Origin of the sequence: Streptococcus parasanguinis (assembly GCF_015557775.1) — a bacterium.
Classification (GTDB): domain Bacteria; phylum Bacillota; class Bacilli; order Lactobacillales; family Streptococcaceae; genus Streptococcus; species Streptococcus parasanguinis_AA.
The window spans coordinates 1-26,560 of the sequence record NZ_JADNOY010000004.1 but is presented as its reverse complement, the minus strand read 5'-3'; the positions used below and the strand labels follow the sequence as shown (position 1 = coordinate 26,560).

At 41.8% G+C, this 26,560-nt stretch carries 21 protein-coding genes, 3 pseudogenes and 1 riboswitch; of the genes and pseudogenes, 21 read left to right on the top strand and 3 right to left on the bottom strand.

Annotation, left to right across the window (positions count from 1 at the left end):
* Positions 1-25 precede the first annotated feature (25 nt).
* A riboswitch (FMN riboswitch) is annotated at positions 26-260 on the top strand.
* Between the two features lie 216 nt (positions 261-476).
* The 6 genes and pseudogenes from I2F76_RS06255 to I2F76_RS06230 all read left to right on the top strand — a co-directional run bounded on the left by I2F76_RS06255 (position 477) and on the right by I2F76_RS06230 (position 5,542).
* The gene (locus tag I2F76_RS06255; RefSeq protein ID WP_195487477.1) at positions 477-1,034 is read left to right on the top strand and encodes an ECF transporter S component; all 558 of its coding nucleotides are present in this window, start codon (positions 477-479) and stop codon (positions 1,032-1,034) included.
* Complete coding sequence (locus I2F76_RS06250) at positions 1,024-1,674, top strand: phosphatase PAP2 family protein (protein WP_195487476.1); 651 nt, start codon at positions 1,024-1,026, stop codon at positions 1,672-1,674. The genes I2F76_RS06255 and I2F76_RS06250 overlap by 11 nt, the downstream gene beginning before the upstream one ends.
* A 53-nt stretch (positions 1,675-1,727) precedes the next feature.
* Positions 1,728-2,687 carry a TIGR01212 family radical SAM protein gene (locus I2F76_RS06245; RefSeq protein WP_195487475.1) on the top strand — a complete coding sequence of 320 codons (960 nt, stop codon included), beginning with the start codon at positions 1,728-1,730 and terminating at the stop codon, positions 2,685-2,687.
* A complete protein-coding gene (locus tag I2F76_RS06240) occupies positions 2,671-3,228 on the top strand; it encodes a tRNA (mnm(5)s(2)U34)-methyltransferase (protein WP_195487474.1) in 558 nt (185 codons plus the stop codon). Before I2F76_RS06245 ends, I2F76_RS06240 begins: the two co-directional genes overlap by 17 nt.
* Positions 3,221-3,475 carry a hypothetical protein gene (locus I2F76_RS06235; protein ID WP_003005673.1) on the top strand — a complete coding sequence of 85 codons (255 nt, stop codon included), beginning with the start codon at positions 3,221-3,223 and terminating at the stop codon, positions 3,473-3,475. Before I2F76_RS06240 ends, I2F76_RS06235 begins: the two co-directional genes overlap by 8 nt.
* 12 nt (positions 3,476-3,487) lie before the next feature.
* Positions 3,488-5,542, top strand: a pseudogene (locus I2F76_RS06230) (cation:proton antiporter).
* A gap of 211 nt (positions 5,543-5,753) precedes the next feature.
* On the opposite strand, the gene I2F76_RS06225 reads toward I2F76_RS06230, so the two are convergent.
* Positions 5,754-6,545 carry an ABC transporter ATP-binding protein gene (locus I2F76_RS06225; RefSeq protein WP_024054785.1) on the bottom strand — a complete coding sequence of 264 codons (792 nt, stop codon included), beginning with the start codon at positions 6,543-6,545 and terminating at the stop codon, positions 5,754-5,756.
* Positions 6,546-6,619: 74 nt separating this feature from the next.
* On the opposite strand from I2F76_RS06225, the gene I2F76_RS06220 reads away from it, so the two are divergent.
* The 6 genes from I2F76_RS06220 to I2F76_RS06195 all read left to right on the top strand — a co-directional run bounded on the left by I2F76_RS06220 (position 6,620) and on the right by I2F76_RS06195 (position 14,182).
* Complete coding sequence (locus tag I2F76_RS06220) at positions 6,620-7,747, top strand: AI-2E family transporter (protein ID WP_031574341.1); 1,128 nt, start codon at positions 6,620-6,622, stop codon at positions 7,745-7,747.
* A gap of 136 nt (positions 7,748-7,883) precedes the next feature.
* The gene (locus I2F76_RS06215; protein ID WP_155170060.1) at positions 7,884-9,365 is read left to right on the top strand and encodes a M protein trans-acting positive regulator PRD domain-containing protein; all 1,482 of its coding nucleotides are present in this window, start codon (positions 7,884-7,886) and stop codon (positions 9,363-9,365) included.
* Positions 9,366-9,730: 365 nt separating this feature from the next.
* A complete protein-coding gene (locus tag I2F76_RS06210; protein ID WP_195487473.1) occupies positions 9,731-11,080 on the top strand; it encodes a hemolysin family protein in 1,350 nt (449 codons plus the stop codon).
* A 407-nt stretch (positions 11,081-11,487) separates the two neighbouring features.
* Positions 11,488-12,465, top strand: a complete 978-nt coding sequence (locus tag I2F76_RS06205) for an ABC transporter substrate-binding protein (RefSeq protein WP_195487472.1) — start codon at positions 11,488-11,490, stop codon at positions 12,463-12,465.
* Between the two features lie 10 nt (positions 12,466-12,475).
* Complete coding sequence (locus tag I2F76_RS06200; RefSeq protein ID WP_013903975.1) at positions 12,476-13,369, top strand: ABC transporter permease; 894 nt, start codon at positions 12,476-12,478, stop codon at positions 13,367-13,369.
* Between the two features lie 9 nt (positions 13,370-13,378).
* Complete coding sequence (locus tag I2F76_RS06195; protein ID WP_014713718.1) at positions 13,379-14,182, top strand: ABC transporter ATP-binding protein; 804 nt, start codon at positions 13,379-13,381, stop codon at positions 14,180-14,182.
* A gap of 179 nt (positions 14,183-14,361) precedes the next feature.
* Here I2F76_RS06195 and treR read toward each other — a convergent pair.
* Positions 14,362-14,940, bottom strand: a pseudogene (gene treR / locus I2F76_RS06190) (trehalose operon repressor); the annotation flags it as partial.
* Here treR and I2F76_RS06185 point away from each other — a divergent pair.
* The 8 genes and pseudogenes from I2F76_RS06185 to I2F76_RS06150 all read left to right on the top strand — a co-directional run.
* Positions 14,914-15,678 (top strand): annotated as a pseudogene (locus I2F76_RS06185) (alpha-amylase family glycosyl hydrolase); the annotation flags it as partial. The pseudogenes treR and I2F76_RS06185 overlap by 27 nt on opposite strands.
* Before the next feature lie 129 nt (positions 15,679-15,807).
* Complete coding sequence (locus tag I2F76_RS06180) at positions 15,808-18,120, top strand: endonuclease/exonuclease/phosphatase family protein (protein WP_195487471.1); 2,313 nt, start codon at positions 15,808-15,810, stop codon at positions 18,118-18,120.
* 213 nt (positions 18,121-18,333) lie between these two features.
* The gene (pflA, locus tag I2F76_RS06175) at positions 18,334-19,128 is read left to right on the top strand and encodes a pyruvate formate-lyase-activating protein (protein ID WP_003005017.1); all 795 of its coding nucleotides are present in this window, start codon (positions 18,334-18,336) and stop codon (positions 19,126-19,128) included.
* A gap of 124 nt (positions 19,129-19,252) precedes the next feature.
* Positions 19,253-20,188, top strand: coding sequence for a manganese-dependent inorganic pyrophosphatase (locus I2F76_RS06170; RefSeq protein ID WP_003005572.1), 936 nt, complete (start codon positions 19,253-19,255; stop codon positions 20,186-20,188).
* 63 nt (positions 20,189-20,251) lie between these two features.
* Positions 20,252-20,764: a YiiX/YebB-like N1pC/P60 family cysteine hydrolase gene (locus I2F76_RS06165; protein ID WP_195487470.1), complete on the top strand. Its 513-nt coding sequence runs from the start codon at positions 20,252-20,254 to the stop codon at positions 20,762-20,764.
* A gap of 382 nt (positions 20,765-21,146) precedes the next feature.
* The gene (locus I2F76_RS06160) at positions 21,147-21,848 is read left to right on the top strand and encodes an MBL fold metallo-hydrolase (RefSeq protein WP_195487469.1); all 702 of its coding nucleotides are present in this window, start codon (positions 21,147-21,149) and stop codon (positions 21,846-21,848) included.
* Positions 21,848-22,426 carry a TetR/AcrR family transcriptional regulator gene (locus tag I2F76_RS06155; RefSeq protein ID WP_195487468.1) on the top strand — a complete coding sequence of 193 codons (579 nt, stop codon included), beginning with the start codon at positions 21,848-21,850 and terminating at the stop codon, positions 22,424-22,426. Before I2F76_RS06160 ends, I2F76_RS06155 begins: the two co-directional genes overlap by 1 nt.
* A 190-nt stretch (positions 22,427-22,616) precedes the next feature.
* Entirely contained in the window at positions 22,617-23,267 is a 651-nt protein-coding gene (locus tag I2F76_RS06150; protein ID WP_129824009.1) for a DUF1803 domain-containing protein, read from the top strand.
* Between the two features lie 35 nt (positions 23,268-23,302).
* Here I2F76_RS06150 and I2F76_RS06145 read toward each other — a convergent pair whose 3' ends face one another.
* Positions 23,303-24,748, bottom strand: coding sequence for a UDP-N-acetylmuramoyl-L-alanyl-D-glutamate--L-lysine ligase (locus I2F76_RS06145; RefSeq protein ID WP_195487467.1), 1,446 nt, complete (start codon positions 24,746-24,748; stop codon positions 23,303-23,305).
* Positions 24,749-24,835: 87 nt separating this feature from the next.
* Between I2F76_RS06145 and I2F76_RS06140 the strand changes: the two genes are divergently transcribed.
* A complete protein-coding gene (locus I2F76_RS06140; RefSeq protein WP_195487466.1) occupies positions 24,836-26,464 on the top strand; it encodes a putative polysaccharide biosynthesis protein in 1,629 nt (542 codons plus the stop codon).
* The last annotated feature ends 96 nt before the right edge of the window (positions 26,465-26,560 follow it).

Genomic DNA, 26,560 nt, shown 5'->3' with positions numbered 1-26,560 from the left:
TGGCAAGTTTTTTTTGTTATGATTAAGAAGTCTTCAGGGCAGGGTGAGATTCCCGACCGGCGGTGACTTTTACTAGGAAATGTTCTTTTCCTTTTATACTTTGTTGCCAAGCTTTGCTTAACGAGAAGTTATGACCACAGCTTGTCGTATCGTTTAAAAGAAAAATCTCCATTTCCATACTCTAAAAGAAGTCCGCGAGCGCAAGCTGATGTGGTGTGACTCCACAACCGACAGTATAGTCTGGATGGGAGAAGACGAGAGACGAATAGACTGACAGCTATTCTGATCTGTTTAGAGCTGATGCATAGGAATAAGACGTTAGGTGCTATGATTGACTAGCGGTATTTTCAATGGGGACCAGCTAAAGTGACTAGAATGTTCTCTAGTTTAAGCTTTGTTTAAATAGTTTAGAGTAGAATGATGGGGTAGACGTCTTTCCAGCTTCTCTAATTTTTAAAAAATTGGAGGAACCTGTTATGACAAATACACGTAAACTGACCCTAGTGGCTGTTTTATCCGCTTTATCTTTTATTTTGATGTTCTATCAATTTTCTTTCTTAATAGATTTCTTCAAAATTGATTTGAGTATCATCGCCATTTTGTTGGCCTTGGTCATGTTGGATTTTAAAAGTGCCGTTTGGGTGACCTTGATCCGATCTGTCCTTAAATTAGCCCTCAATAATAAGGGGCTTGAAACCTTGATCGGACTACCAATCAATATCATTGGAGTTCTTGTTTTTGTTCTTGCTTTTGCATGGATTTGGAACAAGGAACGGACCCATGGCCGATTTGTCCTAGCTACGATTATTGGAACGATCAGCTTGAGTATCACGATGGTATTGGTGAACTATATCTATGCAATCCCTTTGTATGCTCGCTTTATGAACTATGATATTTCGAAAACACTAGGGCTTGTCCACTATTTAGCCGCAATGGTTGCACCGTTTAACCTGATCGAAGGGGTGATTTGGGCCATCGCATTTGGATTGATCTACACTCTTTTGCAACCGATTTTGAAAAAATATGAAAAATAAACAACAACATTGGGCGAAGGCAAGCTTCGCCCTTCTCATTTTTGTCATTCTCGGGTATGTGATTCGTTTCTACCCGCAACAATTAACTGGTTTTGATAGCGCGCTTCAATCTACTATTCGAGGCGATCTGCCTGCACCACTGACAGCCTTCTTTACCAAGGTAACCCATGTCATGGATACCAAGATCATTGTCATCTGGGTGGGTCTTTTGCTAGCTGTCTTTGCCTGTAAGAAATGGTACAGCGAAGCCCTCTTTCTGGGGAGCAATCTGGTATTGACTGGTCTTTTGGTTCTTCTTCTAAAGAATATCTACCAGAGACCGAGACCAAGTATTCTTCATCTAGTAGAGGAAAAAGGCTTTTCTTTTCCAAGTGGTCATTCACTGGCGTCTACCCTTGTTTTGGGAAGCTTGATCCTCATGATCGGCCAGCATATAAAAAACAAAGCGGCCCGCTATTGTCTTCAGGGGCTTCTGATTCTGGGAATTGTGACCATTGTGATCTCCCGTATTTATGTCGGGGTCCACTACCCATCAGACGTTCTTGGCAGTATGATTTTGGGTCTTGCTGTCTTGCAATTTGAGTACCCCTTGTACGATCGCTTGCGGTTTCAATGGCGCTTTACAGGGAAGCAAAAATAACTAACAACTAGGAGTTGGACTCGTGTTTTGAGTTCGACTCTTTTTTTGCTATAATGAAGGGTATGAAATCCTACAATACCTTGAATGATTATTATCGAATCTTATTTGGAGAAAAGACCTTTAAAGTCCCTATTGATGCAGGCTTTGATTGTCCTAATCGTGACGGAACAGTCGCCCATGGTGGCTGTACTTTTTGCACGGTCTCAGGTTCAGGAGATGCCATTGTGGCTCCAGAAGCTCCGATTCGAGAACAATTTTACAAAGAGATTGATTTTATGCATCGGAAATGGCCAGATGTAAAGAAATATTTAGTTTATTTTCAAAATTTCACCAATACGCACGATAAGGTCGAGGTCATTCGAGAGCGTTATGAGCAGGCCATCAATGAACCAGGAGTAGTAGGAATCAACATCGGTACGCGTCCGGATTGTTTACCAGATGATACCTTGGCCTATCTAGCAGAGCTGACCAAGCGCATGCATGTGACGATTGAGTTGGGGCTTCAGACGACTTATGAAGCGACGTCTCAATTAATCAATCGGGCCCATAGTTATGACCTCTACGTTGAAGCAGTCAAGCGGATTCGCCAACAGGTGCCGAAGGCTGAGATCGTGTCCCATTTGATCAATGGTCTTCCGGGGGAAACGCATGAGATGATGGTGGAAAATGTTCGCCGTTGTGTGACCGATAATGAAATTGATGGCATCAAGTTGCATCTCTTGCATTTGATGACCAATACACGCATGCAACGAGACTATCATGAAGGACGCCTCCAACTCATGAGCCAGGAAGAATATGTCAAGGTCATCTGTGACCAGTTAGAGATTATCCCCAAACATATCGTCATCCACCGGATTACAGGAGACGCACCACGAGATATGTTGATTGGCCCTATGTGGAGCCTCAACAAATGGGAAGTCCTAAACGCTATTGAAACTGAAATGCGTCGTCGTGGAAGTACCCAAGGATGTAAGCTAGCAGAAAAGGAGAGTGCCAATGCTTCGACCACTTGAAATGGCCCATCAATTTTTAGCAGAAGTCATCACCAAAGAAGATGTGGTGGTGGATGCCACCATGGGAAATGGATATGATACGGCTTTTTTAGCTAAACTAGCAGGCCAGGTCTATGCCTTTGATATCCAAGAGCAGGCCCTTGTAAATACCCGAGAACGATTGGAAAAGTTGGGTCTTCAACATGTCCGGTTGATTTTGGATGGCCACCAGCATGTGGACCAATATGTGGAGACTCTCAAAGCAGCTATTTTTAATCTAGGTTATCTGCCATCTGCGGATAAATCAGTCATTACTCTTCCGGCTACTACGATTGAAGCGATGGAAAAAATCTGTGCTCGCCTAGAAAAAGGTGGTCGAATGGCTTTGATGATCTATTATGGTCATGAGGGAGGAGACATCGAGCGTGATGCAGTGCTAGATTTTGTCAGTCAGCTCCCTCAAAAAGATTACACCGCGACCATCTACCGGACACTGAATCAAGTGAACCAACCACCCTTTTTGGTCATGATTGAAAAATTAGAAAGCTATCGTCATGGATAAAGAATATTTAAAAAATAAAATTGAAGGATTGAGACACCATTTTGTTGAATCAACCATTCACGAGCGTGCAATCGGTTTTTATGATGAAGCCCATATGACCAAAAAGATGCTCAAAATAAAAAAGAAATTGGTTGCGCTTGAGATGGAACGGTGCCAAAAGAAGATTGAGCACAAGGATGTAACCAAGACAGACCAAAAAATTGCGGAGTTAAAACAGCAATTTGAGACTTGCTGCCAAGAACGCTAGGGAGGGAGGAAGATGGAATTACTCCTTTATGCAGTGATCTTCTCGATGATCTTGATCGTCTCAAATGTCACCAATAAACTTGTGCCGAGCCTTCCTCTGCCCTTGATTCAAATCTTACTAGGGATCGTTTGGGCCCTCTTTGTCCCAGAAGAAAATTTTCATCTAGATACAGAGCTCTTTCTGGCCTTGGTCATTGGCCCTCTCTTATTTCGAGAGGCAGAAGAGGCAGATATTACTTCCGTCTTAAAGCACTGGCGCATTATTCTTTATTTGATTTTTCCAGTGATTTTTATCTCAACCATTAGTTTGGGATGGGCAGCTCACTCCTTGTGGCTGAGCCTTCCTTTAGCAGCCTGTATGGCTGTAGGGGCAGCTCTAGGTCCAACAGACTTAGTAGCCTTTGCTTCCCTGTCTGAGCGCTTTAGCTTTCCAAAGCGGGTTTCGAATATCTTAAAAGGCGAAGGATTACTAAATGATGCCTCAGGTCTAGTTGCCTTTCGAGTAGCCTTGGCAGCCCTTGCGACCGGAAGTTTCTCCCTTGGAGAAGCAGGGATTTCCTTAGGAATCTCCATTATAGGATGATTTGCAGTAGGGATCTTGACGGCCTTTGTGAACCGTTGGTTGCAAACATTACTCTTGAGTGTTCGCGCTAGTGATATTGCCAGTGAATTGTTATTAGAATTGAGTCTCCCGTTATTGACTTTTTTCTTAGCAGAAGAACTCCATGTGTCTGGTATCATCGCTGTGGTCGTGTCAGGGATCCTAAAAGCTAGTCGCTTTAAGCACATTACCCTTCTTGAAGCCCGGGTGGATACTGTGAGCCATACCGTCTGGAATACGGTCAACTTTATCTTAAATGGGTCGGTCTTTGTGATTTTGGGAATGGAACTAGAAATGATCGCCAAGCCCATCTTAAGTAGTCCCATTTACAACAATCTTCTTTTAGTTCTTTCTGTCTTTCTTTTGACTACCTTGCTCTTTTTAATTCGTTTTGTCATGGTTTACCTCTTTTATTGGTTCCGAACGGTTCGACTAAAAAAATCATTGAGAAATTATCTGAAAGATGCCTTATTGCTGACCTTTTCGGGTGTGAAGGGAACAGTTTCGATTGCGACGATCCTTTTGATTCCAACCAAAATCGAAAAAGAATACCCCGTCCTACTCTTTTTAGTGGCAGGAGTTACCCTTGTCAGCTTTATTGCTGGCTTAGTGGTGCTTCCAAAATTATCAGAAGATAAGGAAGAAACCAATAACTACCTGATGCAGATCGCGATTTTAAATGATGTCGTCATGGAATTAGAAGCAGACCTAAAGAATAGTAAGCACAAGGGGCCCTTGTATGCGGCGATTGATAACTATCATGGTCGGATTGAAAATTTGATTCTAAGCCAAGAAAATAAGCTCATTCAAAAGGACTGGGAACAGCTGAAGCTCTTGATTTTGAGTATTGAAAGTGACGGCTTGGAACAAGCCTACGAAGAAGGAAAGATGCGCGAGCGGGGCTACCGTGTCTACCAACGCTATCTTCGTAATATGGAGCAACGGGTCAATCGCAACCTTTCGTCTCGTCTAACATACTACCTCTTGGTTTCTTTCCGCATCTTGCGTTTGCTGGTCCATGAAATCCTAACACTAGGTTCTGGCTTTCGAACTTGGTGGAACCGAGAAGATAGAAAGTTAGAAGCCATTGATTATGACCAGATTGCGGCCCTTTATTTGGCCAATACGGAAATCATCATTGAAAGTTTGGAAGACCTCAAAGGGGTTTATCGGAGCAGTTTGATCTCTTACCTGCAAGAATCTCGTCTGAGAGAGACAGCTATTATTACCAGTGGAGCCTTTGTGGAGCGGGTTATTAATCGCGTGAAACCAAATAATATCGATGAAATGTTGAGAGGCTATTATTTGGAGCGTAAGATTATTTTTGAATATGAAGCGCAACACCTGATTACTGCCAAGCAAGCGCGCCGTATGCGACAAAATGTCAATGAATTAGAAAGCTATTCCCTAAGAGAAAGTGCCAATACTCTTCCATACGATTTGATCGAGTATGCACGGAATCGTTGAGATAAGAGTAAAAGAGGCTGGGACAAAAGTCCTAGCCTCTCAATTATTTTTGGATTGTCGATCAAGACGCAGTGGTTGAGTGGACTCTACTACGCTGATTTCATCAGCTTTTACAGCCCTACTCAACTGTGCGGAGGTGGGACGATGAAATCGAATTCTGACGAATTACCGATTTCTGTCCCACTCTCTTTTTGCTTTATTCATTTTCTTTTCAGTGTGCGATTTCTGGTTTGACAAAGAGTCGCTCATCACCAAGATCAATAAGGGATACTGGTGCTTCATAAAATTGGCTAAGGACATGAGGAGTTAGGATCTTTTCCTTTGGTCCTTGCTCGACCACTTGGCCATGTTTGAGTAAGAGGACATGGGTCATGTCTGTTGTAATTTCCTCGGCATGGTGGGTGACGTAGATCATGGTAGGCGCGTGATCCAGTTGTTTGATATGATGGATCTGACGGAGGAGTTTTTCTCTGGCAAAGAGATCCAATCCACTAGAAGCTTCGTCAAAAATGATCAGATCTGGTTGGTCCATGAGGCTTCGTGCAATGAGGACTGTCTGCTTTTCTCCCTGGGAGAGCTCCCGGTATTTGCGACCGATCAAAGAGCTAGCTCCAATTGAAGTCAGCATATCCCGTGCCCAGTTTAGTTCTTCCTCCCCGTATGCAGCATATAAGATACTACTCTTGTATTGACCGGTTAGGACAATTTGCTCTGTCAAAAGATGCTCTGGCAGTCTTTCTGAAATAAAGGAGCTAACGATCCCAATACGCTTACGTAACTCAGGAATACCCCCTTCTCCAAAGCGGGTTCCAAGGACCGTTACCTGGCCAGAACTAGCCCAGTATTCAGACATGAGCAGTTTGAGGAGGGTCGATTTTCCTGCCCCATTGAGGCCTAAAATCGCCCAACATTCATTTTCTTTTACTTGCCAGTTAATCTCTTTTAAAAGGGCTTTTCCATTGCGGATCAAATTGACGTCTTGTAGTTCAATCAAATTATTCATAACTTCATCCTTTTGATTAAAATCTCCTTTATTCTATCATAAAATATGGTAGAATAGAAAACAGGAGGTAAGGAATGTTTCGAAATAGTAAATTGTTATTCTGGACATGTGAGATCTTATTATTGACGGTGATTTTCTATATTTGGAAATCAATGGGGACTTTAATTTCTCCATTTGTATCTGTTCTGAATACCATCCTCTTACCATTTTTAATTGCAGGTTTTTTATATTACATTACCAATCCGATTGTTGAATTGTTGGAAAAACATTTAAAAATCAAGCGTGTGTTTGGGATTTTGATCACCTTAGTACTCTTGTTTGGGATCATTGGCTTAGGGATCTTTTATCTGCTCCCTATCTTAATTAATCAGTTAACCAGCTTGATCAATTCAACTCAAGGACTTTACTGGGAAGTTCAAAGTTTGGTTCGAAAACTCTCGACCAATCCTTTGTTCCAGAATGTGAATATCCAGTCGACGATTCAGCAGTTGAATCTCTCTTATATGGATATCCTACAAAATCTCTTGAATAGTGTGACCAACAGTTTAGGAAGTGTGGTTAACACCATTGTCAATACGGTCTTTATCTTGATCATGACCCCTGTCTTCTTGGTTTATTTCTTGGTCGATGGGAAGAAGTTATTACCGATGTTGGAGCGGACCATTTTACGCAATGACAAACTCCACATTTCAAGCCTCTTGATTAGTTTGAATGAAACGGTCTCTCGCTATATTAGTGGGATTTCGATCGATGCCTTGATCATTGGGACACTAGCCTACATTGGCTATAGTTTTATTGGATTGAAGTACGCTTTGGTCTTTGCCATCTTTTCTGGGCTGGCCAACTTGATTCCTTATGTAGGACCAACCATCGGCTTGATTCCAATGATTATCACCTATGCCTTCACAGATATGGATATGATGATCAAAGCAGTCATTTACATGTTGATCATCCAGCAGATCGATGGGAATATTCTTTATCCGCGTATTGTTGGAGGCGTGATGAAGGTTCACCCGATTACCATTATGGTTCTCTTATTGCTCTCAAGTAATATCTACGGCATTATCGGGATGGTCGTTGCGATTCCAGTCTATTCGATTGGAAAAGAAATTGTAAAATTCTTGGTGAATCTTTATGATAACCACCGTGCTGCTAAGGAGCAGAAGAAAAAAGAAGAATTTGGTATCATTAATAAATCATAGACTCTAGCGCCTATATGGGCCTTGGAGTCTTTTTTGTACATTTATTTGAAAAAATGCTGGAAAATAGTCAACAAGTGCTATGAAATGTGTTAAAATATAAGTGATTTTGAAAGAAAATATGAAAAGGTAGGAAAAGATGAGACTGCTCTTATCGAAAAAACAGAGACGCCAATTGCAATTATTGGAAATCTTGATTAAGGAAAAAAGATGGTTCCACTTAAAAGAGTTGGCCAAGCGTTTGGATTGTACAGAACGTTCGTTAAAAGAAGATTTGTCTAATCTTCGTAGTACATTTGATGACTTTTTAATTGAATCCTCTACCAATGGGATCAAGATCAGTTATGAGGATTCGGTTGGGCTAGAAGTGATCTATCATCACTTTTTAAAAGAATCACAAGCCTTCGCCTTGATTGAATATCTTTTCTTCAACAAGGATGTTTCCAATGAATATATTTGCAGAAAGTTTGATCTGAGTTACCAATCTTTCTACCGCTTGATTCGGACGATTAATCAGAAGCTTCAAACCAAATACAATGTAAAGATTGATTTGAAACCCTTGAATCTTGTCGGGGATGAGATTGACGTTCGTTTCTTCTATGCCCAGTATTTTGCGGAACGTTATTACTATATGGAGTGGCCTTTCCCAGAATTTAAGGAAGAGGCTGTGACCGATTTGATCACCTTCTTCTTCAAGCTCTATGGCTATCCATTGACCTTCTCAGTACTCAGGTCTTATAAAGTTCTCTTGACAGTCTACTTGTCACGGATTAAGCAGGGCTATTTTATTGACATGCCAACGAACTATGATGTGTATAAGGACCATTATCAAGGGGTGACCAATGTCGAGGAGATGTTGCGCTACTTTAGCTTGCAGTTGGGTGTCGAATTGAATGAAAAAGTGCTGGAGCAGTTCTTCATCATCTTCATTCAAGAGAATTTCTATTTCAGTCCAGAAAGCTTGATCGAAGCTGCAGAAACAGATCCTTATGCCAAAGAATCAACGACGCTCATCAGAGATATGTTCAAGGATCTATGCTATACCTATGATTTAGACATTGAAAATCTTGATGAGATGTTGATGCATGTCCATAACACGTCTCATCTCGATCGGAAGGAATTATTCTCTGAGTTTCTCTTATTTGATACCAAGACCAATACCAACGAAGATTTCATGAGCATCTTCCCAGCCTTCTATGATGATTTGAAGGAGCATATCATCACTTATATGAAGACCATGAAGCATGATCTGAATGATGAGATCATCAAACACATGATCTACACGGTCTACACACACTGGGAGCGTCTCTTACCGCAATTATTGCGCCGTCGGAAATCAATTAAGGTCTTGATTATCAGTCGTTTTGATGACCACCATGCCAAATCCATGATCGACTTCCTTGATTTCTACTGTACGGATAATTTTGAATTCACACAGATGATCAAGTACAATCTAACAGTGGACGATATCGAAGCTTCGGATGCTGATGTTGTGGTCGCCAACTTTATGATGCCAGAACTAAAGAGAAAACCTTTTATCTGTACAAGTAGCCTCTCGTCCCTTGAGTTAGTAGAAAAACTCAACGCTTTCTTTTATGATTTTACCAGTGCAGAACACTAAAGACAAAGTCTTCTTAGAAACTTTCCTTAGGTGAGTACGGACGTCAGCGAACTTCGAAGAAGTTCCATGACTTAGTTTTGGAACTGGGGTTCCAAAACTCCCGAGTGTAGAAACAATCGTGTTTCTAGCACTTTTCTCACGGCGAAAAGTTTCAGTGTAGGTTTGAATGAAACTGATTATATAGATTGTTTTAAGTTTTCAGCTTCACTTAGGTTATTTCGTTTGAAAAAACAATTTGTTCACATTCTAAAATCAGGACTTGTTCCTGATTTTTTGATGGTAAAAAAAGAAAATTTTATAGAAGAATGCAGGCTCTCCTATTTTGTGGTATAATATACAATATTATATACTGGAGGATTGTATCCATGGAAGACCCTGGTAGTCAGGAAATTTTACTGGAATTTATTTTATTGATTGTTTTGACATTATTGAACGCCTTTTTCTCGGCGACTGAAATGTCAATGGTATCGTTGAATCGCTCTCGTGTAGAGCAAAAGGCTGAAGAAGGAGATAAAAAATACATTCGTCTTCTTAGCGTTTTGGAACAGCCCAACCATTTCTTATCCACTATTCAGGTGGGGATCACCTTGATTACCATCTTATCTGGGGCGAGTCTTGCAGATAGCCTTGGTCATGTTATTGCTGGATGGATGGGCAATACTAAAACGGCACTTACAGCTGGAAGCTTTTTATCTCTAGCGTTTTTGACTTATATTTCGATCGTGTTTGGGGAACTCTATCCGAAACGAATCGCTATGAACCTGAAAGATGAGTTAGCTGTTCGAACAGCTCCGATTGTCATTTTATTAGGAAAAATTGTTAGCCCCTTTGTTTGGTTGCTTTCAGCGTCGACCAACCTTTTGAGCCGTATCACGCCAATGGAATTCGATGATCCGGATGAAAAGATGACGCGGGATGAAATCGAGTATATGCTGACCAATAGTGAAGCAACACTAGATGCAGACGAGATTGAGATGCTCCAAGGGATCTTTTCATTAGATGAAATGGTAGCGCGTGAAGTCATGGTGCCACGGACGGATGCCTTCATGGTTGATATCAATGATGATACCAAAGAAATCATTGAAAGTATCCTTAAGCAAAACTTTTCACGTATTCCTGTCTATGATGATGACAAGGACAATGTCATCGGTCTCATCCATACCAAACGTCTCTTGAACGAAGGATTTATCAATGGCTTTGATAATATTGTCTTAAGAAAGATTTTACAAGAACCTTTGTTTGTTCCAGAGACCATTTTTGTGGATGATCTTTTGAAGGAATTGCGCAATACCCAAAATCAAATGGCCATTCTGCTTGATGAATATGGTGGGATGTCTGGTTTGGTTACTCTTGAAGACCTCTTGGAAGAAATCGTCGGTGAAATTGACGATGAGACTGACAAAGCAGAAATTGATGTCTTTGAAATTGCGGACAATACCTATGTCGTACAAGGAGCCATGTCACTAAATGACTTTAACGAATATTTTGATGTTGAGTTGCAAAGTGATGATGTGGATACCATTGCAGGGTATTATCTGACAGAGGTTGGGCGAATTCCAACCTTGAAAGAGCGACTCAGCTGTGAAGTCGATAGTCAAAAGAAACACCTCATTTTGACAAATGACAAAGTAAAAAATGGTCGTGTGACCAAGGTGAAAGTTGAAATTTCTGAAATCGTCGAGGAAGATGAAGAAACAAAATCAAAAGAAGATTAGAATATAGAGGCCTGGACGTGTTCCAGCCTCTGTTTTTTCTTGTCAGGACCAGTTGAATTTTCAAAAAATTTCAAAAATTTCTGAAATAGTCTTGACATCAAAAAAAAATTACGGTAAGATAATACCCATAAATAAAGAAAGCAGAAAATAAACATGAAGCAACAAGCCATTTCCATTCAAAAATTTTACTTTAGCTACTTTAGATAGTGTTTGTAGACATGATCTCATGGATGCAAACAACCCAAGCAATTTGTTTGTATCTATGTGGCTAAGATTTTTGATGATGGTCCATAGAGCTAGTATCTAAATGGACCGAGGTTTTGTAACTTGTTGGAGAATTTCAAGCATCCGTTTAGAGTATCATCTAAGCGGATTTTTTGTTTATTTTGAAGAAAAGGAGTCAATAAATGAAAGTAGTGAAAAAATTGCTAGCACCTGTCCTGGTTGTAGGACTTCTGTTAACATCATTGGTGACCTTGCACCATCTAAAGGATGCTAAAAATGAGAATGTGTATCGGATTGGGATTTCCCAGTACATCACCCATAAGTCGCTCGATGCGACACGAAAAGGCTTTATCGAGGAGTTGAAGAAAGAGGGTTATGTAGATGGGAAAAATATTCAGATCGATTTCCAAAATGCTCAAGGGGAGCAACGAAATCTGAAAAATATTTCTAAACAATTGGCAGAAGAAAGTGATCTCGTCTTTGCGATTGCAACCCCTTCCGCACAAAGTTTGGCTAATACCACTAAATCAACACCTATTGTTTTCTCAGCTGTGACCGACCCATTGGCAGCGAAATTGGTGAAAAACTTGAAAGAACCAGGTGGCAATATCACAGGGACAAGTGACCAGTCAGAAGATGCGATCTCTACACAGGTAGACATGATTAAGCAAGTGCTTCCAACGGCGAAAACAGTTGGGATCCTCTATACGCAAAGTGAGCCTAACTCAGTCGTCCAAAAAGATAATGCGAAGAAGATCCTTGAAGCTAAAGGCTATCAAGTGGTTGAAAAAACAATTCTCGATAGTAACAATGTGAAAGCTGCAGCAGACAGTATCATGTCAGAAGCAGATATCGTCTTTGTTCCGACAGACAATATTATCTCTTCTACAATGGAAACTGTAAAACAGGTATCGATTAGTCATAAGGTGCCAGTTTTTGGAGGTTCTGCTGAAATGGTGGCTACTGGTGGCTTGTACAACTTTGGTACTGATTATGAGGAATTGGGAAGACAAGCTGCTCGGATGGCCATTCGCATCATGAAGGGTGAGAAACCCGGCAAAGTCGCAGTTGAAACACCTGAAAAATTAGAATTGCACACCAATAAAGAGATGGCTAAAGAGCTTGGAATTGATATTAGCTCGTTGAAGGTAGAAAAATAGGAGGTTTGAGATGAATTTTGTTTTATCAAGTTTATCAGAAGGTTTATTGTGGTCGATCATGGCGATCGGTGTTTACTTAACATTTCGAATTTTAGATATTGCTGATATGACGGCAGAAGGAGCCTTTCCACTTGGGGCAGCAGTTGTAGCATCCCAAATTCAAGCCGGAAGAAATCCTTGGCTTGCAACCTTTTTAGGCTTCCTAGCCGGAATGATCGCAGGATTGGTCTCTGGAATTCTCCATACAAAAATGAAAATTCCAGCCCTCTTGACAGGGATTGTCACTTTGACCGGTCTCTACTCTATCAATATCAAAATCATGGGAGGGGTTCCTAACCTTTCTATCGGAGATTCTAGTACCATTTTCAAGAGTGTGATGAAATTAGGTCTTTCTAATGAAGAAGCTGTCTTTTTGATTAGCATTTCTTGCTTGATCATCGTCTGTATCTTGTTAACTCTCTTAATGAAGACGCAACTTGGCTTGGTTTTGCGCTCGACTGGTGATAACATTCCAATGAGTGAGGCCAATGGGGTCAATGTAGATAACATGAAGATGTTGGGCTACATGATTTCGAATGGTTTGATTGCCCTTTGTGGAGCCATGTTTGCACAAAATGATGGTTTCTCAGATGTGACTTCTGGTACAGGGACGATCGTAGTCGGCTTGAGTGCTGTGATTATCGCTGAAGTTTTGATCCACGAATTGACCATTGGTTGGCGCTTGCTTTCAATCGGGGTTGGAGCCATTGTTTACCGTTTGATTATCTTAAATATTTACGAGATCCCAAATCTCGATCAAAATATGGTCCGTCTCTTCAATGCGATCTTGCTTGCGATTGTCTTGTTCGCTCCTGAGGCGCAAAAACGTCTTCGTGTTCGTGGATTGAAGTTAGGAAATAAGTAGGAGAAAAGTATGGCAACATTATTATCAATTGAAGGCATTCATAAGACATTTGAAGCAGGAACGGTTAATGAAAACCATGTCTTAAAAGGCTTGGATCTCCAAGTGGAAGAAGGAGATTTCATTTCGGTTATCGGTGGAAATGGAGCTGGGAAATCAACCTTGATGAACATCTTGGCAGGAAATCTAGTCGTGGATGAAGGGGATATCTTGCTAGAAGGTAACTCCATTAAAAATACGAGTGTTCGGAAGCGTGCGAAAGATATTGCGCGTGTCTTCCAAGATCCTAAGATGGGGACGGCTTCTCGTTTGACCATTGAAGAAAATATGGCGATTGCCCAACGTCGGGGGAAATCTCGTGGTTTGAGCTGGGGAGTTCGGGAGAAAGATCGCGAATTGTTCCGTGAAGCCTTGAAGGAACTGAATATCGGTTTAGAGAATCGTCTCAAGGTAGATACCCAATATTTGTCTGGTGGGCAACGTCAAGCTTTGACCTTGGTCATGGCAGCTTTGGTTAGACCAAAACTCTTGCTTCTGGATGAACATACCGCAGCGCTCGATCCCAAGACCAGTGAAATGGTCATGGAATTGACCCAAAAGATCGTGGAAAGCCATGATTTGACAACCTTGATGATTACGCATGATATGAACCATGCGATTGAATACGGCAACCGCTTGATCATGCTCTACCAAGGCAAGGTCGTGGTCGACGTCAAAGGAGAAGAAAAGAAAAACCTAACGGTTGAAGATTTGATGCGCCTCTTCCAACAAAACAGTGGTGAAACCCTGGTAAGTGATGAATTGGTATTAGGATAAAATGAGAGTGGGACAGAAATCGGTTATTCGTTAGAATTCGATTTCGTCGTCCCACCTTCGCACAGTTGAGTAGGGCTGTAAAAGCTGATGAAATCAGCGTAGAGAGCCCACTCAACCACTGCGTCTTGCTCGACAATCCAAAAATAATTGAGAGGCTAGGACTTTTGTCCCAGCCTCCTTTATTTCCTCCGTTCTGCATAGTCGACAAAATGAAACTTGTCTAATTTGTGTCGGCTTTCGGTGAATTGGAATTGGCGTCCGTCTGCTAGGTGAACTTGGGAACGGACAGTTACCACGTGTTTGTCTTTTCCAAGATCCAGTAAGATTTTGTCACGATTATCGATTGGTGAAATCAAGATTTCTTTTTTGGCATAGCCAATCTGCAATTTCAAGTCTTCTTCTATATATTGGTAGATAGAGTGCTGGGCAATTTCCTTGGTCAGGCCAGGGATCAGCTCTCTGTCTAGGTAATCAATATCTAAGACAGAAGCGACACCATCCACCACCCGTTGCCGGGTTACTTTCCAAACCAAACGGTGAAGAGGGAAACCTGTCTTTTTAGCTCCTTTTTCATCGATACTGATTTGTTCCAAACGAATGACATTGGTTTCTGAGCGAAGACCAGAAGCTTTGACGATTTCTTGATAGCTGGTTAATTGGGAAACGGGGAAGTCAAAGTGTGCTTGCCTACAAATTTGCGACCCCATCCCTTGAACAGTCTCGATAAAGCCTTCTTCCTGCAAGAGCTCAAACGTCTCTATCATACTTGGGGCAAGGAAATGAGTGAACGTGGTGGTTGGAGTGCCCTTTTCTGGAATAACCATGACCAACCTCGTGCTTTGAATCGCTTTGTAGATATCAAGAACTTCCGCAATGAAGGAGCGACCATGCTCGCAGCTAGCATTCACTTGTCACGTGGGACCCCTTATATCTATATGGGGGAAGAAATCGGCATGATTGATCCAGACTATGATTCGATGGCAGATTACGTGGATGTGGAGTCCATCAATGCTTACCAAATGCTCTTGGACCAAGGCAAGTCACCTGAGCAAGCCTTCAAGATTATCCAAGCTAAGTCACGTGATAATTCACGTACGCCCATGCAATGGGATGCTTCTCTAAATGCCGGTTTTTCAACAGGCACGCCATGGTTGAAAGTTGGGAAGTCCTATAAAGACTTCAACGTTGAAAAGGAGATGGATGGACCAATCTTTACCTTCTATAAAGAATTGATTCGCTTGCGCAAAGAAATGCGGATCATTTCAGAAGGAAGCTACCAGCCAGCACTGGAAGATAGTCAAGAAGTCTATGCTTTTGAACGCCACTTAGACGGTCAAAAACTCTTGGTACTCAATCATTTCTATGGAAGTGAAGTTGAAGTAGCGATTCCAGAAGACTACCAAGCATGGCGCGTGCTCTTGTCCAACTATGAGAATGTAAAGCTTTCTGAAAAAGTAATTCTGAAACCGTATCAGACACTGGCAATTTTAGCTTAAGTTCTTGACACTTCGATCTTTTTGGGTCGAAGTGTTTTTCTTTTTGAAAAATATTTTTGAAAGCGCTTGAAAATGCAAAGTCATTCCCTTATAATAAAAGAGGAAAACTTTTTAGGGATGGAGAAACGCATGAGAAAAAACGGTAAAAAGATTCGCCTACTGGGAGTAGCCACCTTATTGGCTAGTCAGTTGGGGGGCTTTAGCAGTGCCCTCACGGTAGTTGCAGACGAGACCACAGCTTCGACTTCAGAGCCAGCGCTTGTGACGAATACTAGCAGCGAGGAAAGCTCGACAAATCATTCGACTTTCGCTACAACAACAACTACAGACGCTACGACGAGAGCTTCGAGTGATAAAGAAGAGACATCTAGCAGTTCCTCAGACGCTACTGAGGAGAAAACGGTTAAGATCGGGGACATTCAAGGGGAATCGCAACGCTCTCCACTGGAAGGCCAAAAGGTAGCCATCAAAAATGTAGTGGTGACCAAGACAGACCGCTATGGTTTTTATGCCCAAGATATTGAATCGGATGGGAATAGTCGGACTTCAGATGGGATTTATGTAGTTTCCAAATACAAGGTCAAGGTCGGCGACAAGGTTAAAATAACAGGTACTGTCAAGGAAGGCTATATGGAAGAAGTCACCTTGGGAGCTGGGAAGACCTTTAAGGAACCAACGAATAGTTTAACGGTGACCATGCTGGTCGATGCTTGGATCACCAAAGACGGGACAGCCCCTCTTCCAGAAGCTGTGAATATCACTGCGGGCATGCCAGCAGATGTGAAGCCTAATCCGACTGCTTATGCTCCAGAAACCGATGCCCTCGATTATTGGGAAAGCCTGGAAGGAATGCTCACGGTGGTGAAGAAACCGCATGTCCTTGGTCCCCAGTACAAAGGAGATATCTATGTATTGGGAGAAGATTTTACAGGCCTTCCTTTTAACAATATTGGGGGTCTGAATCTACGGCCACATGCGCAAAATACAGCGGCAATCCCGATTTATGTTGGGAATCAGTTTGTCGCAAAAGCCAAGGATTACTTTACAGAAGATGTGACAGGAGTGGTAACGTATCGAAATAGCTTCTATAAATTAGAGCCCACTCAACAGTTGATGGTCCAAGACGGTGGCTTGCAGCGTCAAGCAGCTCAAACCCAACCAAGTGAGGACAAGCTGACCATCGCTTCCTACAATATTGAAAATTTCTCGGCCAACAATGCCAAAAATGAAACCCCAGAGGATAAGGTGACGCTGATTGCCAATTCCTTTATCCATGAAATTCACAATCCAGACATCATTACTTTGATCGAAGTGCAGGACAATAATGGTAGTGTGGATGACGGAACGACCAGTGGTGTTGAAAGTGGACGCAAACTAGCCAATCGGATCAAGGAATTGGGTGGCAAGAGCTATGAGTATACGGAGGTTGCTCCAGTAGATGGCGCTGACGGAGGAAAGCCTGGTTCCAATATTCGTTTGGGAATCCTCTACAATCCAGAACGCGTAACCTTAGCCAAAAAAGAGGCAGCAACTAGCAACGAGGCAGCGCAATTTGACAAGGGACACCTGGTTAAAAATCCAGCTCGGATTGCCCCTAATGACCCATCGTTTGATCATACTCGCAAGTCCTTAGCTGTTGAATTTGAATTCAAAGGTCAACCAGTTGTGGTGATTGCCAATCACTTGAAATCAAAAATCGGAGATGATGCTATTTATGGGGCAAGCCAACCAGCAGTGGAACATACCTTGCCAACTCGTGAAGCACAAGCTAGTGTCATCCATCAATTCGTTCAAGAAGGCTTGAAGCAAAATCCGAAGACCACCTTTGTTTTGACGGGTGATTTTAATGACTACGATTTCTCAACCACGGCGCAGATCCTTGCTGGCAACGAACTAACAAACTTAATGGCCCAACATGATGCAGGCGATCGCTATTCTTATTTCTACCGTGGTAGCAATCAAGTTTTGGATAACATTTTTATCTCAAACAACATGGCAGCTAAAGCAACGTTTGAACCAGTCCATATCAATGCTTCCTTTATGAAGGAACACGGCCGTGCATCAGACCATGATCCTGTCTTGGTCCAAATCGACTTTAGTGGAGCACAAACTTCAGGAACGCCGACGGATGATCAACAAGGAAATATAGGACAACCAACGGGACAAACTAGCCCTTCTTCATCGAATACAGGAACTCAACTAGCCCCTCATCAGGACCAAGCTAATGAACAAAAGAGTTCAACAGCTGAAAGCAAAGAGAAGGGCAAGAACGAAGATGAGAAGCAAGAAGACAAGGAAGAGGCAACAACAGAAACTAAGACACCAGGCAAACGGAAAATCCTTCCATCTACTGGACAAGAAACAAGCTATCTAGCTCTTTTTGGAGTGGCAGTAGCTACGATGAGTCTTGTCTGGTATAAGAAGAAAAGGACGACTCACTAACGTTTTCTAAAAAAAGATTAAAAAAAGGAGTCGCTGGCTCCTTTTTTTCTCCTAAAATACAGGACAGATGGTTCCATATTGGAAACTGTACTAGGACAATGAAACATACTGAAAAGAACAGTTTCTTTTCAAAAAGAGGCTTAAACTCTTTAAAATAGATGGAATCGTGTTATAATAAAACCATAAAACGTTTTCAAGAGAAGAGGTTCCTCAATGGAAAATGAAACAGTTGACTATGGAAAAGTAACAGGAATGGTACACTCAACAGAAAGTTTTGGGGCAGTAGACGGGCCTGGGATCCGCTTTATTGTCTTCCTTCAAGGCTGTCAAATGCGGTGTCAATACTGCCACAATCCAGATACTTGGGCAATGGAAACCAACAAGTCCCGTGAGCGGACGGTGGATGATGTCTTAGAAGAAGCCCTCCGTTATCGTGGATTTTGGGGCGAAAAAGGGGGAATCACTGTCAGTGGTGGAGAAGCCCTCTTGCAGATTGACTTTTTGATTGCACTTTTTACTAAGGCTCAAGAGTTGGGCATTCATTGTACCTTGGATACTTGTGCTCTACCTTTCCGAAATACCCCTCGCTACCTGGAAAAATTTGACCGCTTGATGGCAGTGACAGACTTGGTGCTTCTGGATATCAAGGAGATCAATGATGAACGGCATAAAATTGTGACCAGCCATACCAATAAAACGATTCTAGCTTGTGCCAAGTATCTATCTGATATTGGAAAACCAGTCTGGATTCGTCACGTTTTGGTTCCAGGTTTAACGGACCGGGATGATGATTTGATCGAGCTTGGAAAATTTGTTAAAACCCTAAAAAATGTCGATAAATTTGAAATCCTGCCATACCATACTATGGGGGAATTCAAATGGCGTGAATTGGGAATTCCGTACAAATTGGAGGGTGTGAAACCACCGACAAAAGAACGGGTCCAAAATGCAAAAGATTTGATGGAAACAGAAAGTTACCAAGATTACCTGAAACGGGTCAAAGGATAAAAAGTATAGACAGATGGGCCTTCCAGCTGTCTTTTCTATTGAAATGCACAACTATTCCCTTTCTTTAAATGGCAAAACGTGCTAAAATAGAGTGAATCTATAAATGAAATAAAGAGGTAGAAACATGTCAAAAATTCTCGTTTTTGGTCACCAAAATCCTGACTCAGATGCTATCGGTTCATCTGTAGCCTTTGCTTATCTTGCAAAAGAAGCTTACGGTTTGGATACAGAAGCAGTGGCTCTTGGAACTCCTAATGAAGAAACTGCTTTCGTATTGGATTATTTTGGTGTGGAAGCACCACGCGTCATCACATCAGCTAAAGCAGAAGGTGCAGAACAAGTCATCTTGACGGACCACAATGAATTCCAACAATCTGTTTCAGATATCGCTGAAGTAGAAGTATATGGTGTAGTGGATCACCACCGTGTGGCTAACTTCGAAACTGCCAGCCCACTTTACATGCGTTTGGAACCAGTTGGATCAGCATCTTCTATCGTTTACCGCATGTTCAAAGAACACGGTGTAGCAGTGCCAAAAGAATTGGCAGGTTTGATGCTTTCAGGTTTGATTTCAGATACCCTTCTTTTGAAATCTCCAACTACCCACCCATCTGATAAAGTCATTGCGCCTGAATTGGCTGAATTGGCTGGTGTCAACTTGGAAGAATACGGTCTTGCCATGCTCAAGGCTGGTACTAACTTGGCAAGCAAATCAGCAGAAGAATTGATCGATATCGATGCTAAGACTTTTGAATTGAACGGAAACAACGTTCGTGTGGCTCAAGTGAACACAGTTGATATTGCGGAAGTTTTGGAACGCCAAGCTGAAATCGAAGCAGCTATCCAAGCAGCAAATGCAGCTAACGGCTACTCTGACTTTGTCTTGATGATTACAGACATCGTCAACTCAAACTCAGAAATTTTGGCTCTTGGTGCCAACATGGACAAGGTAGAAGCAGCTTTCAACTTCAAACTTGAAAACAACCACGCTTTCCTTCCAGGTGCCGTTTCACGTAAGAAACAAGTGGTTCCTCAATTGACTGAAAGCTTTAATGCTTAATGATAGGTGGGAAAACCCATTATTAAAAAGGAGTTTCGGCTCCTTTTTTGCTAGGAGAAGATCATGTTAGAAAATGGCGATTTGATTTTTGTGAGAGAAGATACGGAAATGGGGCAGGCCATCCAGGCATCTACTGGCAACTATAGCCATGTGGCTATCTTTTTGGACGGTTTCATTTATCATGCCACGATAGAAGGTGGCGTTCTTTCCCAAGCCCCTGAGGACTTCTTTGAAGACGGGAAAGCATATGACCTTTATCGCTACCCGAAAATCGATCTCAAAGAAGTCAAGAAGCGGGCAAAAAACCTTTTAGGGGCTCCCTACAATGCTTCCTTTTATCCGGATGGAGATGGTTATTACTGTTCCCAGTTCATCTCAGAACTACTTCCTATTTTTGAGACCATTCCCATGAAGTTTGGAGAAGAGGAAGAGGAGATTAGTCCGTTTTGGGAAGATTACTACAGAGGGCTCGGTCTAGCGGTTCCTTTGGATCAACCTGGAACCAACCCGAGTCAGTTAGCCCAGTCACCACAGCTACAGTTTAAAGAAAGGTATTTGGATGATTTGGATTCATGAAACAACAATCTGAATCTTTGATACAGTTTATAAGAGTTACATCAAACTAAAGAAAAATAATTTTTCAATCCTTTCCTTTGATGAGTGCGGACGTCAGCGAACTTCTTGGAAGTTCCATGACTTAGTTTTGAGCCTAAGGTCTCAAAACTACCGAGTCCTTGAAACCTAATTGTTTCAAGGACTTTTCTCACAGCGGAAAGTCTCGATATATTATTTTCCGCTTTTAAAAATATGTTCTACCTTCGAATACAACTTGAAAAAGTTGTATTTTTTTCTACTATCCTCTGGATGTTTCTTGTTTAGACAGATAAAATATGATATACTTCACAAAAAAAACTAACCACTGGTTAGTTTTTGCTGGAATTCAAAGGAGGAAGTAAATATGTCTTTCTTGTATCGTTTATTAACACGTACAAAACAAATCAGTTCACATATAAAAAAGTTTGAGTTCGAATTGGGCATTTTTGTTGTCAGCATATGGCTAGTTGAATCATCTGGTCGCTTTTATGTGATTGATACGGGAATGCGAGGAATGGAGAAGTACGCTGCCCAGTTTTTACTTCCACAAAAAATTGAAGCAATTTTTCTGACCCATGGACATCCAGATCATATCAAAGGTTTGCCCTATCTTAGACAGCACTTTGGGAACATCCCGACTTTAATCAGTGAGAAGGAATTCCCCTATATTTCAGGCAAAGAACCTTTTCCTAATAGAAAAGAGACGGAAAAAGTGATTTTTGATCCGGCTACTTTTATAACTGTTGAAAGTCAAGAAGGTCAAGACTTGATAAGTAGTGCAGGACTAAAACCACTATTTTCTCCTGGTCATTCCCCTGGTCATGTTGTTTATTACCATGAAGAGGATCAAGTTTTAATTGCTGGAGATCTTTTTACAGCTACGAGAAATGGAAAGTTGCGTCCACCAATGAAAGGATATACAGCAGATATGAGACAGGCTTTAGCTAGTGGTGAAAGAATTCTCAAGGATTATTCACAGGCACTTGTTAGTGTTTGTCATGGTAGTGAGGTAAAAGATGCTGTACGAGATTTTGAGGCATCGGATGGGTTTAAAGGGAGTTTGTAATGGCAAAGGATACAAGATCTAGAATTATCAGGGCAGCCGAGGAAATTTTCCGAAAAGAACCTTACCAGAAGGTGGGAATTAGGCAGATTGCTCAAGCTGCAGGATGTTCACATACAGCTATATATCAGTATTTTAAAAAGAAAGAGGATATATTATATGCAGTAGCGGAAAAACCGTTAACTCACCTCTATCATACTTGCTTAGAAATCAGCCATTCTAAGCAGAATGATAAGGAACGTCTGCTTCAAATCTGTCAAGTATACGTGGATTTTGGGTTTAGAGAACGTAATTTTTATGAATTATTGATTTTTTACCGTGGAGAGCATGAAGATTCAGGCGATTGTTCGCAATCGTTGATGCAATTGAGAATGAAAAGTTATCGTTTATTGGAAGAAGCTATTGATGTCTTTTTACCGAGAGACTTATCTGATGCAGAAGCGCTAAATATTCGTAGTGGAATCTTTATTTTTTTACATGGCCTAGTGAGTATCTACAGTAGGGACAATGAAGAATGTCCAGAACGCATTAAGCAACTACTGACTGATTTTATTTCTTTTAAAATAATAGAAATGAAATGAGTTGGAATAACTTATGGGGCTTCTACAGTAAACTTGGATTGAAAAGACTAAGTTCTTTTATTGCCTTATTTTCCCCTATTGCCTGCCTATCTATAAATTGAAGATTTTGTCCTTTGGTATTGATTTCGCTTAAACTAATTTTTATGTTACAATAAGAACGAACCGATAAAACAGTAAACGAGACCTATTCATGATTACAATCATTAATCCCACACGTTTGACACGTCAGCCATTTTTCAAGGACTTGATCAACTATTTGGATCAGCACGACGATGTGATCCTGCGGCAAATTAAGGCCCAATTTCCGGATCAACCAGTGGACAAGCTCATGGAGGAATATATCAAAGCGGGCTTCATCCTTCGAGAAAATAAACGCTACACCCTCAACCTGCCCTTCTTGGAGTCAGCTGATCGAGTGGACCTGGATCAGGAGGTCTTTGTTCGAGAGGACAGTGCAGTTTATCAAGAATTAAATGCCAAGGTCTTCCAAACGGAACTCCGCAACACGACCAATGAAGCGATTCTCATAGAGGAGACGGACTTTGCACGAAATGCACAGACCCTTTCCAATTACTTCTACAAGGTTGTCCACCAATATCCATTGACAGAGGAGCAAGAAAAGCTCTATGCTATTTTGGGCGATGTCAATCCTGAGTATGCTCTCAAGTATATGACTAGCTTTTTGCTCAAATTTCTCAAAAAAGAAGTAGTCCAGCAAAAGCGCAAGGACATCTTTGTCGACAGTTTAGTTTTATTGGGCTACATCATTCAAAATGAAGATGGAAAGTATGAGTTAGCTGTCGAATTTGATAAAGAACGATTCATTTTTATAAAAAAATAAAGGCTAGGAAAATTTCCTAGCCTTGTTTCGTTTGATTATAAATAACGTTCAGCGATGGCGGCATCGCCTGGATATTCTTCTTTTACGCCATTGACGATTTGGTAGCAGTCAGCTCCTTTTCCGGCGATAATGACGGCATCTTCAGGCTTGCTGGTTGTCGCCATAGCCACTTGAATGGCTTGTTCGCGATCTGCGATTTTCTCGATAGGGCGCGTGATGAAACTACTAATCTCTTCAGCGATAGCCAAAGGATCTTCATAGTTGGGGTCATCCGCTGTGAGGAAGACTTGGATCTCAGGATGCTCTTCTAAGAGTAAGCCAAAGTCCTTGCGGCGGCTCTCTCCTTTATTCCCAGTTGATCCGAGAACTAGTGAAATGGTCCCTGTTTGATGGGTTTCGACAACTGAGAGCAGTTTTTTCAAGCTATCTCCATTATGGGCATAGTCGATGAAAACCTTAGCGCCATTTTTCTGAGTCAAGACTTCCATTCGGCCTGGAACGCGCGTCTTAGCAATCCCTTTTTGGATATCCTCGAGGCTCGCACCTAGGCGAAGGCAGGCAAGACCTGCAGCCACAGCATTTTCTTGGTTGAAATGTCCAATCAGTTGGATATCGTAGTCGCCTGCTAGCTTACTAGTTGCTGAGAAGCTGAAAGCTTTGGAGTTTTCAATTTGATTCTCAGACTGGCTTCCATAAAAATCGTGGTCTTGGTTCGCGACTTGGTCCGCTAAAACTTGGAAATGATCCATATCACTATTGATGACAACGGCTTGGCTGTTCTTCATGAGGAGACGTTTGTGGTAGAAATAATCCTCAAAAGTTGGGTGTTCAATCGGTCCAATATGGTCAGGACTGATGTTGAGAAAAACACCAACGTCAAAGGTCAGACCGTAAACTCGTTTCACTAGATAAGCTTGACTGGAAACTTCCATAATGAGGTGGGTCCGATCATTGGCTACTGCCTCAGCCATCATGGCAAAAAGATCCAAGCTCTCTGGAGTTGTCAGGGTCGATTTAAAGAAGTTTTTACCATCCAGTGTTGTATTCATGGTCGACAGCATAGCTGGTCGGTGACTTTGTTCCAAAATATGGTAAGCAAAATAGGCCGCGGTTGTCTTTCCCTTAGTCCCTGTGAAGGCCAATAGTTTTAATTGTTTCTCAGGGTGTCCATAAAACTCCATAGCAATTAAGCTCATGGCCTGCTTGATATCATTGACGAGAATGGCAGGAATACCAACTTCATAATCTTTTTCAGAGACATAAAAGCCGAGTCCATTAGAAATAGCCTGTTCCAGGTATTCTTTTTTGAAGTTAGCCCCTTTGACAAAAAAGAGGGTGCTAGCAGAAACCTTACGGCTATCATAGCTAATAGCATCAAAACTTGTTCCTTCTAGATGGTAGTAGTATTCACCATTTACTAGAACTTCTCGGAAATTTTGGTCTTGTTTTAAAATGTTGAGGGTTTGTTCAATTGTAATCATAAAACTATTGTAAACCTAAAGTCCCTATTTTACAAGTGTCATGGAAAAGTTTATAATGAAGAGAAGAAGAAACGAAAGAGGACACCAATGAGTCACGAACAAAATGACCAGCAAGCCCAGATGCTACGCGGGACTGCCTGGATGACAGCCAGCAACTTTATCAGCCGTTTGCTAGGAGCCGCTTATATTATTCCTTGGTATATTTGGATGGGAAAATATGGGCCACAAGCCAATGGTCTTTTTACAATGGGCTACAATATCTATGCTTGGTTTCTCTTGATTTCGACAGCCGGAGTACCCGTAGCTGTTGCTAAGCAAGTAGCCAAGTACAATACCCGGGACCAAGCGGATCATAGCTTTGCTTTGATTCGGGGCTTCTTGAAATTTATGGGAATTCTAGGCCTTGGATTTGCCATTCTCATGTATCTTTTGTCTCCTGTCTTTGCGAGTCTTTCAGGTGGGGGAAAAGAGTTGATTCCGATCATGCAGAGTCTTTCTTGGGCTGTCTTGATCTTTCCTTCGATGAGTGTCATTCGGGGATTTTTCCAAGGTTTTAACAACATGAAGCCTTACGCTATAAGCCAGATTGCAGAACAAGTGATCCGGGTCATCTGGATGCTGCTCACGACCTTCTTCATTATGAAGATTGGCTCAGGTGATTACGTGCAGGCTGTGACGCAGTCGACCTTTGCGGCTTTTATTGGTATGGGAGCGAGCCTTCTGGTGCTCTTTTATTACCTTGCAAAGACAGGCTTGCTCTCTTCTATTTTTAGAAAGCAAGAGGGAAGTGAAGGGATTGACACTCGGGCTCTCTTGATTGATACGATTCGTGAGGCCATTCCTTTTATTATCACTGGTTCCGCCATTCAGCTCTTCCAAATTGTTGACCAGATGACCTTTATCAATGTCATGTCTTGGTTCACAGATTATAGTCAAAAGCAGCTCTTGGTCATGTTTAGTTATTTCTCTGCTAATCCAAACAAAATCACCATGATCTTGATCGCAGTAGCGACTTCGATTGGGGGAGTTGGGATTCCTCTGTTGACTGAGAATTATGTCAAGGGCGACTTAAAAGCTGCAGGCAAGCTCGTACAGGATAACTTGACCATGTTGCTAGCTTTCTTGCTTCCAGCCACCTTTGGTGCAGTAGCAGTCGCAAAACCACTTTATACGGTTTTCTATGGGCAACCAGATGGCTTGGCCTTAGGACTCTTCATCGTAGCGATGTTGCAGACCGTAATTCTCGGTCTTTACACGGTCTTATCGCCAATGATTCAAGCTCTCTTTCAAAATCGCAAGGCCATTCGCTACTTCCTTTATGGTGTAGTGGTGAAATTGGTCCTACAAATTCCATTTATTTTGGTCTTTCGTTCTTATGGACCACTTTTGTCAACGACCATTGCCTTAATGGTGCCAATCGTTCTCATGTATCGAGAGATCCAAACCATCACTCAGTTTAATCGCACCATCGTCTTCAAGCGGACCTTGCTTGGTTCTATCCTGACTATGGTGATGCTACTTGGAGTCTTGATCGCTGGCTTGATTTTGGGCTGGATTTTCCCACCAAATGGTCGTGTATCGAGCATGATTTATATCATCGTCATTGGCGGATTAGGAGTTGCTATATATGGAGCCTTAGGATTATGGCTACGGTATTTTGACCGCTTTATCGGAGGGCAAGCAGCACGTCTCAGACAAAAATTCCGGATTAAATAAACCTGAGAGGCTGGGATAGAAGTCCTAGCCTCTCAATTATTTTTGGATTGTCGAGCAAGACGCAGTGGTTGAGTGGGCTCTACTACGCTGATTTCA

Coding starts and splice junctions, on each gene's coding strand:
- I2F76_RS06255 (WP_195487477.1), top strand. CDS start 477: ATGACAAATACACGTAAACTGACCCTAGTGGCTGTTTTATCCGCTTTA.
- I2F76_RS06250 (WP_195487476.1), top strand. CDS start 1,024: ATGAAAAATAAACAACAACATTGGGCGAAGGCAAGCTTCGCCCTTCTC.
- I2F76_RS06245 (WP_195487475.1), top strand. CDS start 1,728: ATGAAGGGTATGAAATCCTACAATACCTTGAATGATTATTATCGAATC.
- I2F76_RS06240 (WP_195487474.1), top strand. CDS start 2,671: ATGCTTCGACCACTTGAAATGGCCCATCAATTTTTAGCAGAAGTCATC.
- I2F76_RS06235 (WP_003005673.1), top strand. CDS start 3,221: ATGGATAAAGAATATTTAAAAAATAAAATTGAAGGATTGAGACACCAT.
- I2F76_RS06225 (WP_024054785.1), bottom strand. CDS start 6,545: ATGAATAATTTGATTGAACTACAAGACGTCAATTTGATCCGCAATGGA.
- I2F76_RS06220 (WP_031574341.1), top strand. CDS start 6,620: ATGTTTCGAAATAGTAAATTGTTATTCTGGACATGTGAGATCTTATTA.
- I2F76_RS06215 (WP_155170060.1), top strand. CDS start 7,884: ATGAGACTGCTCTTATCGAAAAAACAGAGACGCCAATTGCAATTATTG.
- I2F76_RS06210 (WP_195487473.1), top strand. CDS start 9,731: ATGGAAGACCCTGGTAGTCAGGAAATTTTACTGGAATTTATTTTATTG.
- I2F76_RS06205 (WP_195487472.1), top strand. CDS start 11,488: ATGAAAGTAGTGAAAAAATTGCTAGCACCTGTCCTGGTTGTAGGACTT.
- I2F76_RS06200 (WP_013903975.1), top strand. CDS start 12,476: ATGAATTTTGTTTTATCAAGTTTATCAGAAGGTTTATTGTGGTCGATC.
- I2F76_RS06195 (WP_014713718.1), top strand. CDS start 13,379: ATGGCAACATTATTATCAATTGAAGGCATTCATAAGACATTTGAAGCA.
- I2F76_RS06180 (WP_195487471.1), top strand. CDS start 15,808: ATGAGAAAAAACGGTAAAAAGATTCGCCTACTGGGAGTAGCCACCTTA.
- pflA (WP_003005017.1), top strand. CDS start 18,334: ATGGAAAATGAAACAGTTGACTATGGAAAAGTAACAGGAATGGTACAC.
- I2F76_RS06170 (WP_003005572.1), top strand. CDS start 19,253: ATGTCAAAAATTCTCGTTTTTGGTCACCAAAATCCTGACTCAGATGCT.
- I2F76_RS06165 (WP_195487470.1), top strand. CDS start 20,252: ATGTTAGAAAATGGCGATTTGATTTTTGTGAGAGAAGATACGGAAATG.
- I2F76_RS06160 (WP_195487469.1), top strand. CDS start 21,147: ATGTCTTTCTTGTATCGTTTATTAACACGTACAAAACAAATCAGTTCA.
- I2F76_RS06155 (WP_195487468.1), top strand. CDS start 21,848: ATGGCAAAGGATACAAGATCTAGAATTATCAGGGCAGCCGAGGAAATT.
- I2F76_RS06150 (WP_129824009.1), top strand. CDS start 22,617: ATGATTACAATCATTAATCCCACACGTTTGACACGTCAGCCATTTTTC.
- I2F76_RS06145 (WP_195487467.1), bottom strand. CDS start 24,748: ATGATTACAATTGAACAAACCCTCAACATTTTAAAACAAGACCAAAAT.
- I2F76_RS06140 (WP_195487466.1), top strand. CDS start 24,836: ATGAGTCACGAACAAAATGACCAGCAAGCCCAGATGCTACGCGGGACT.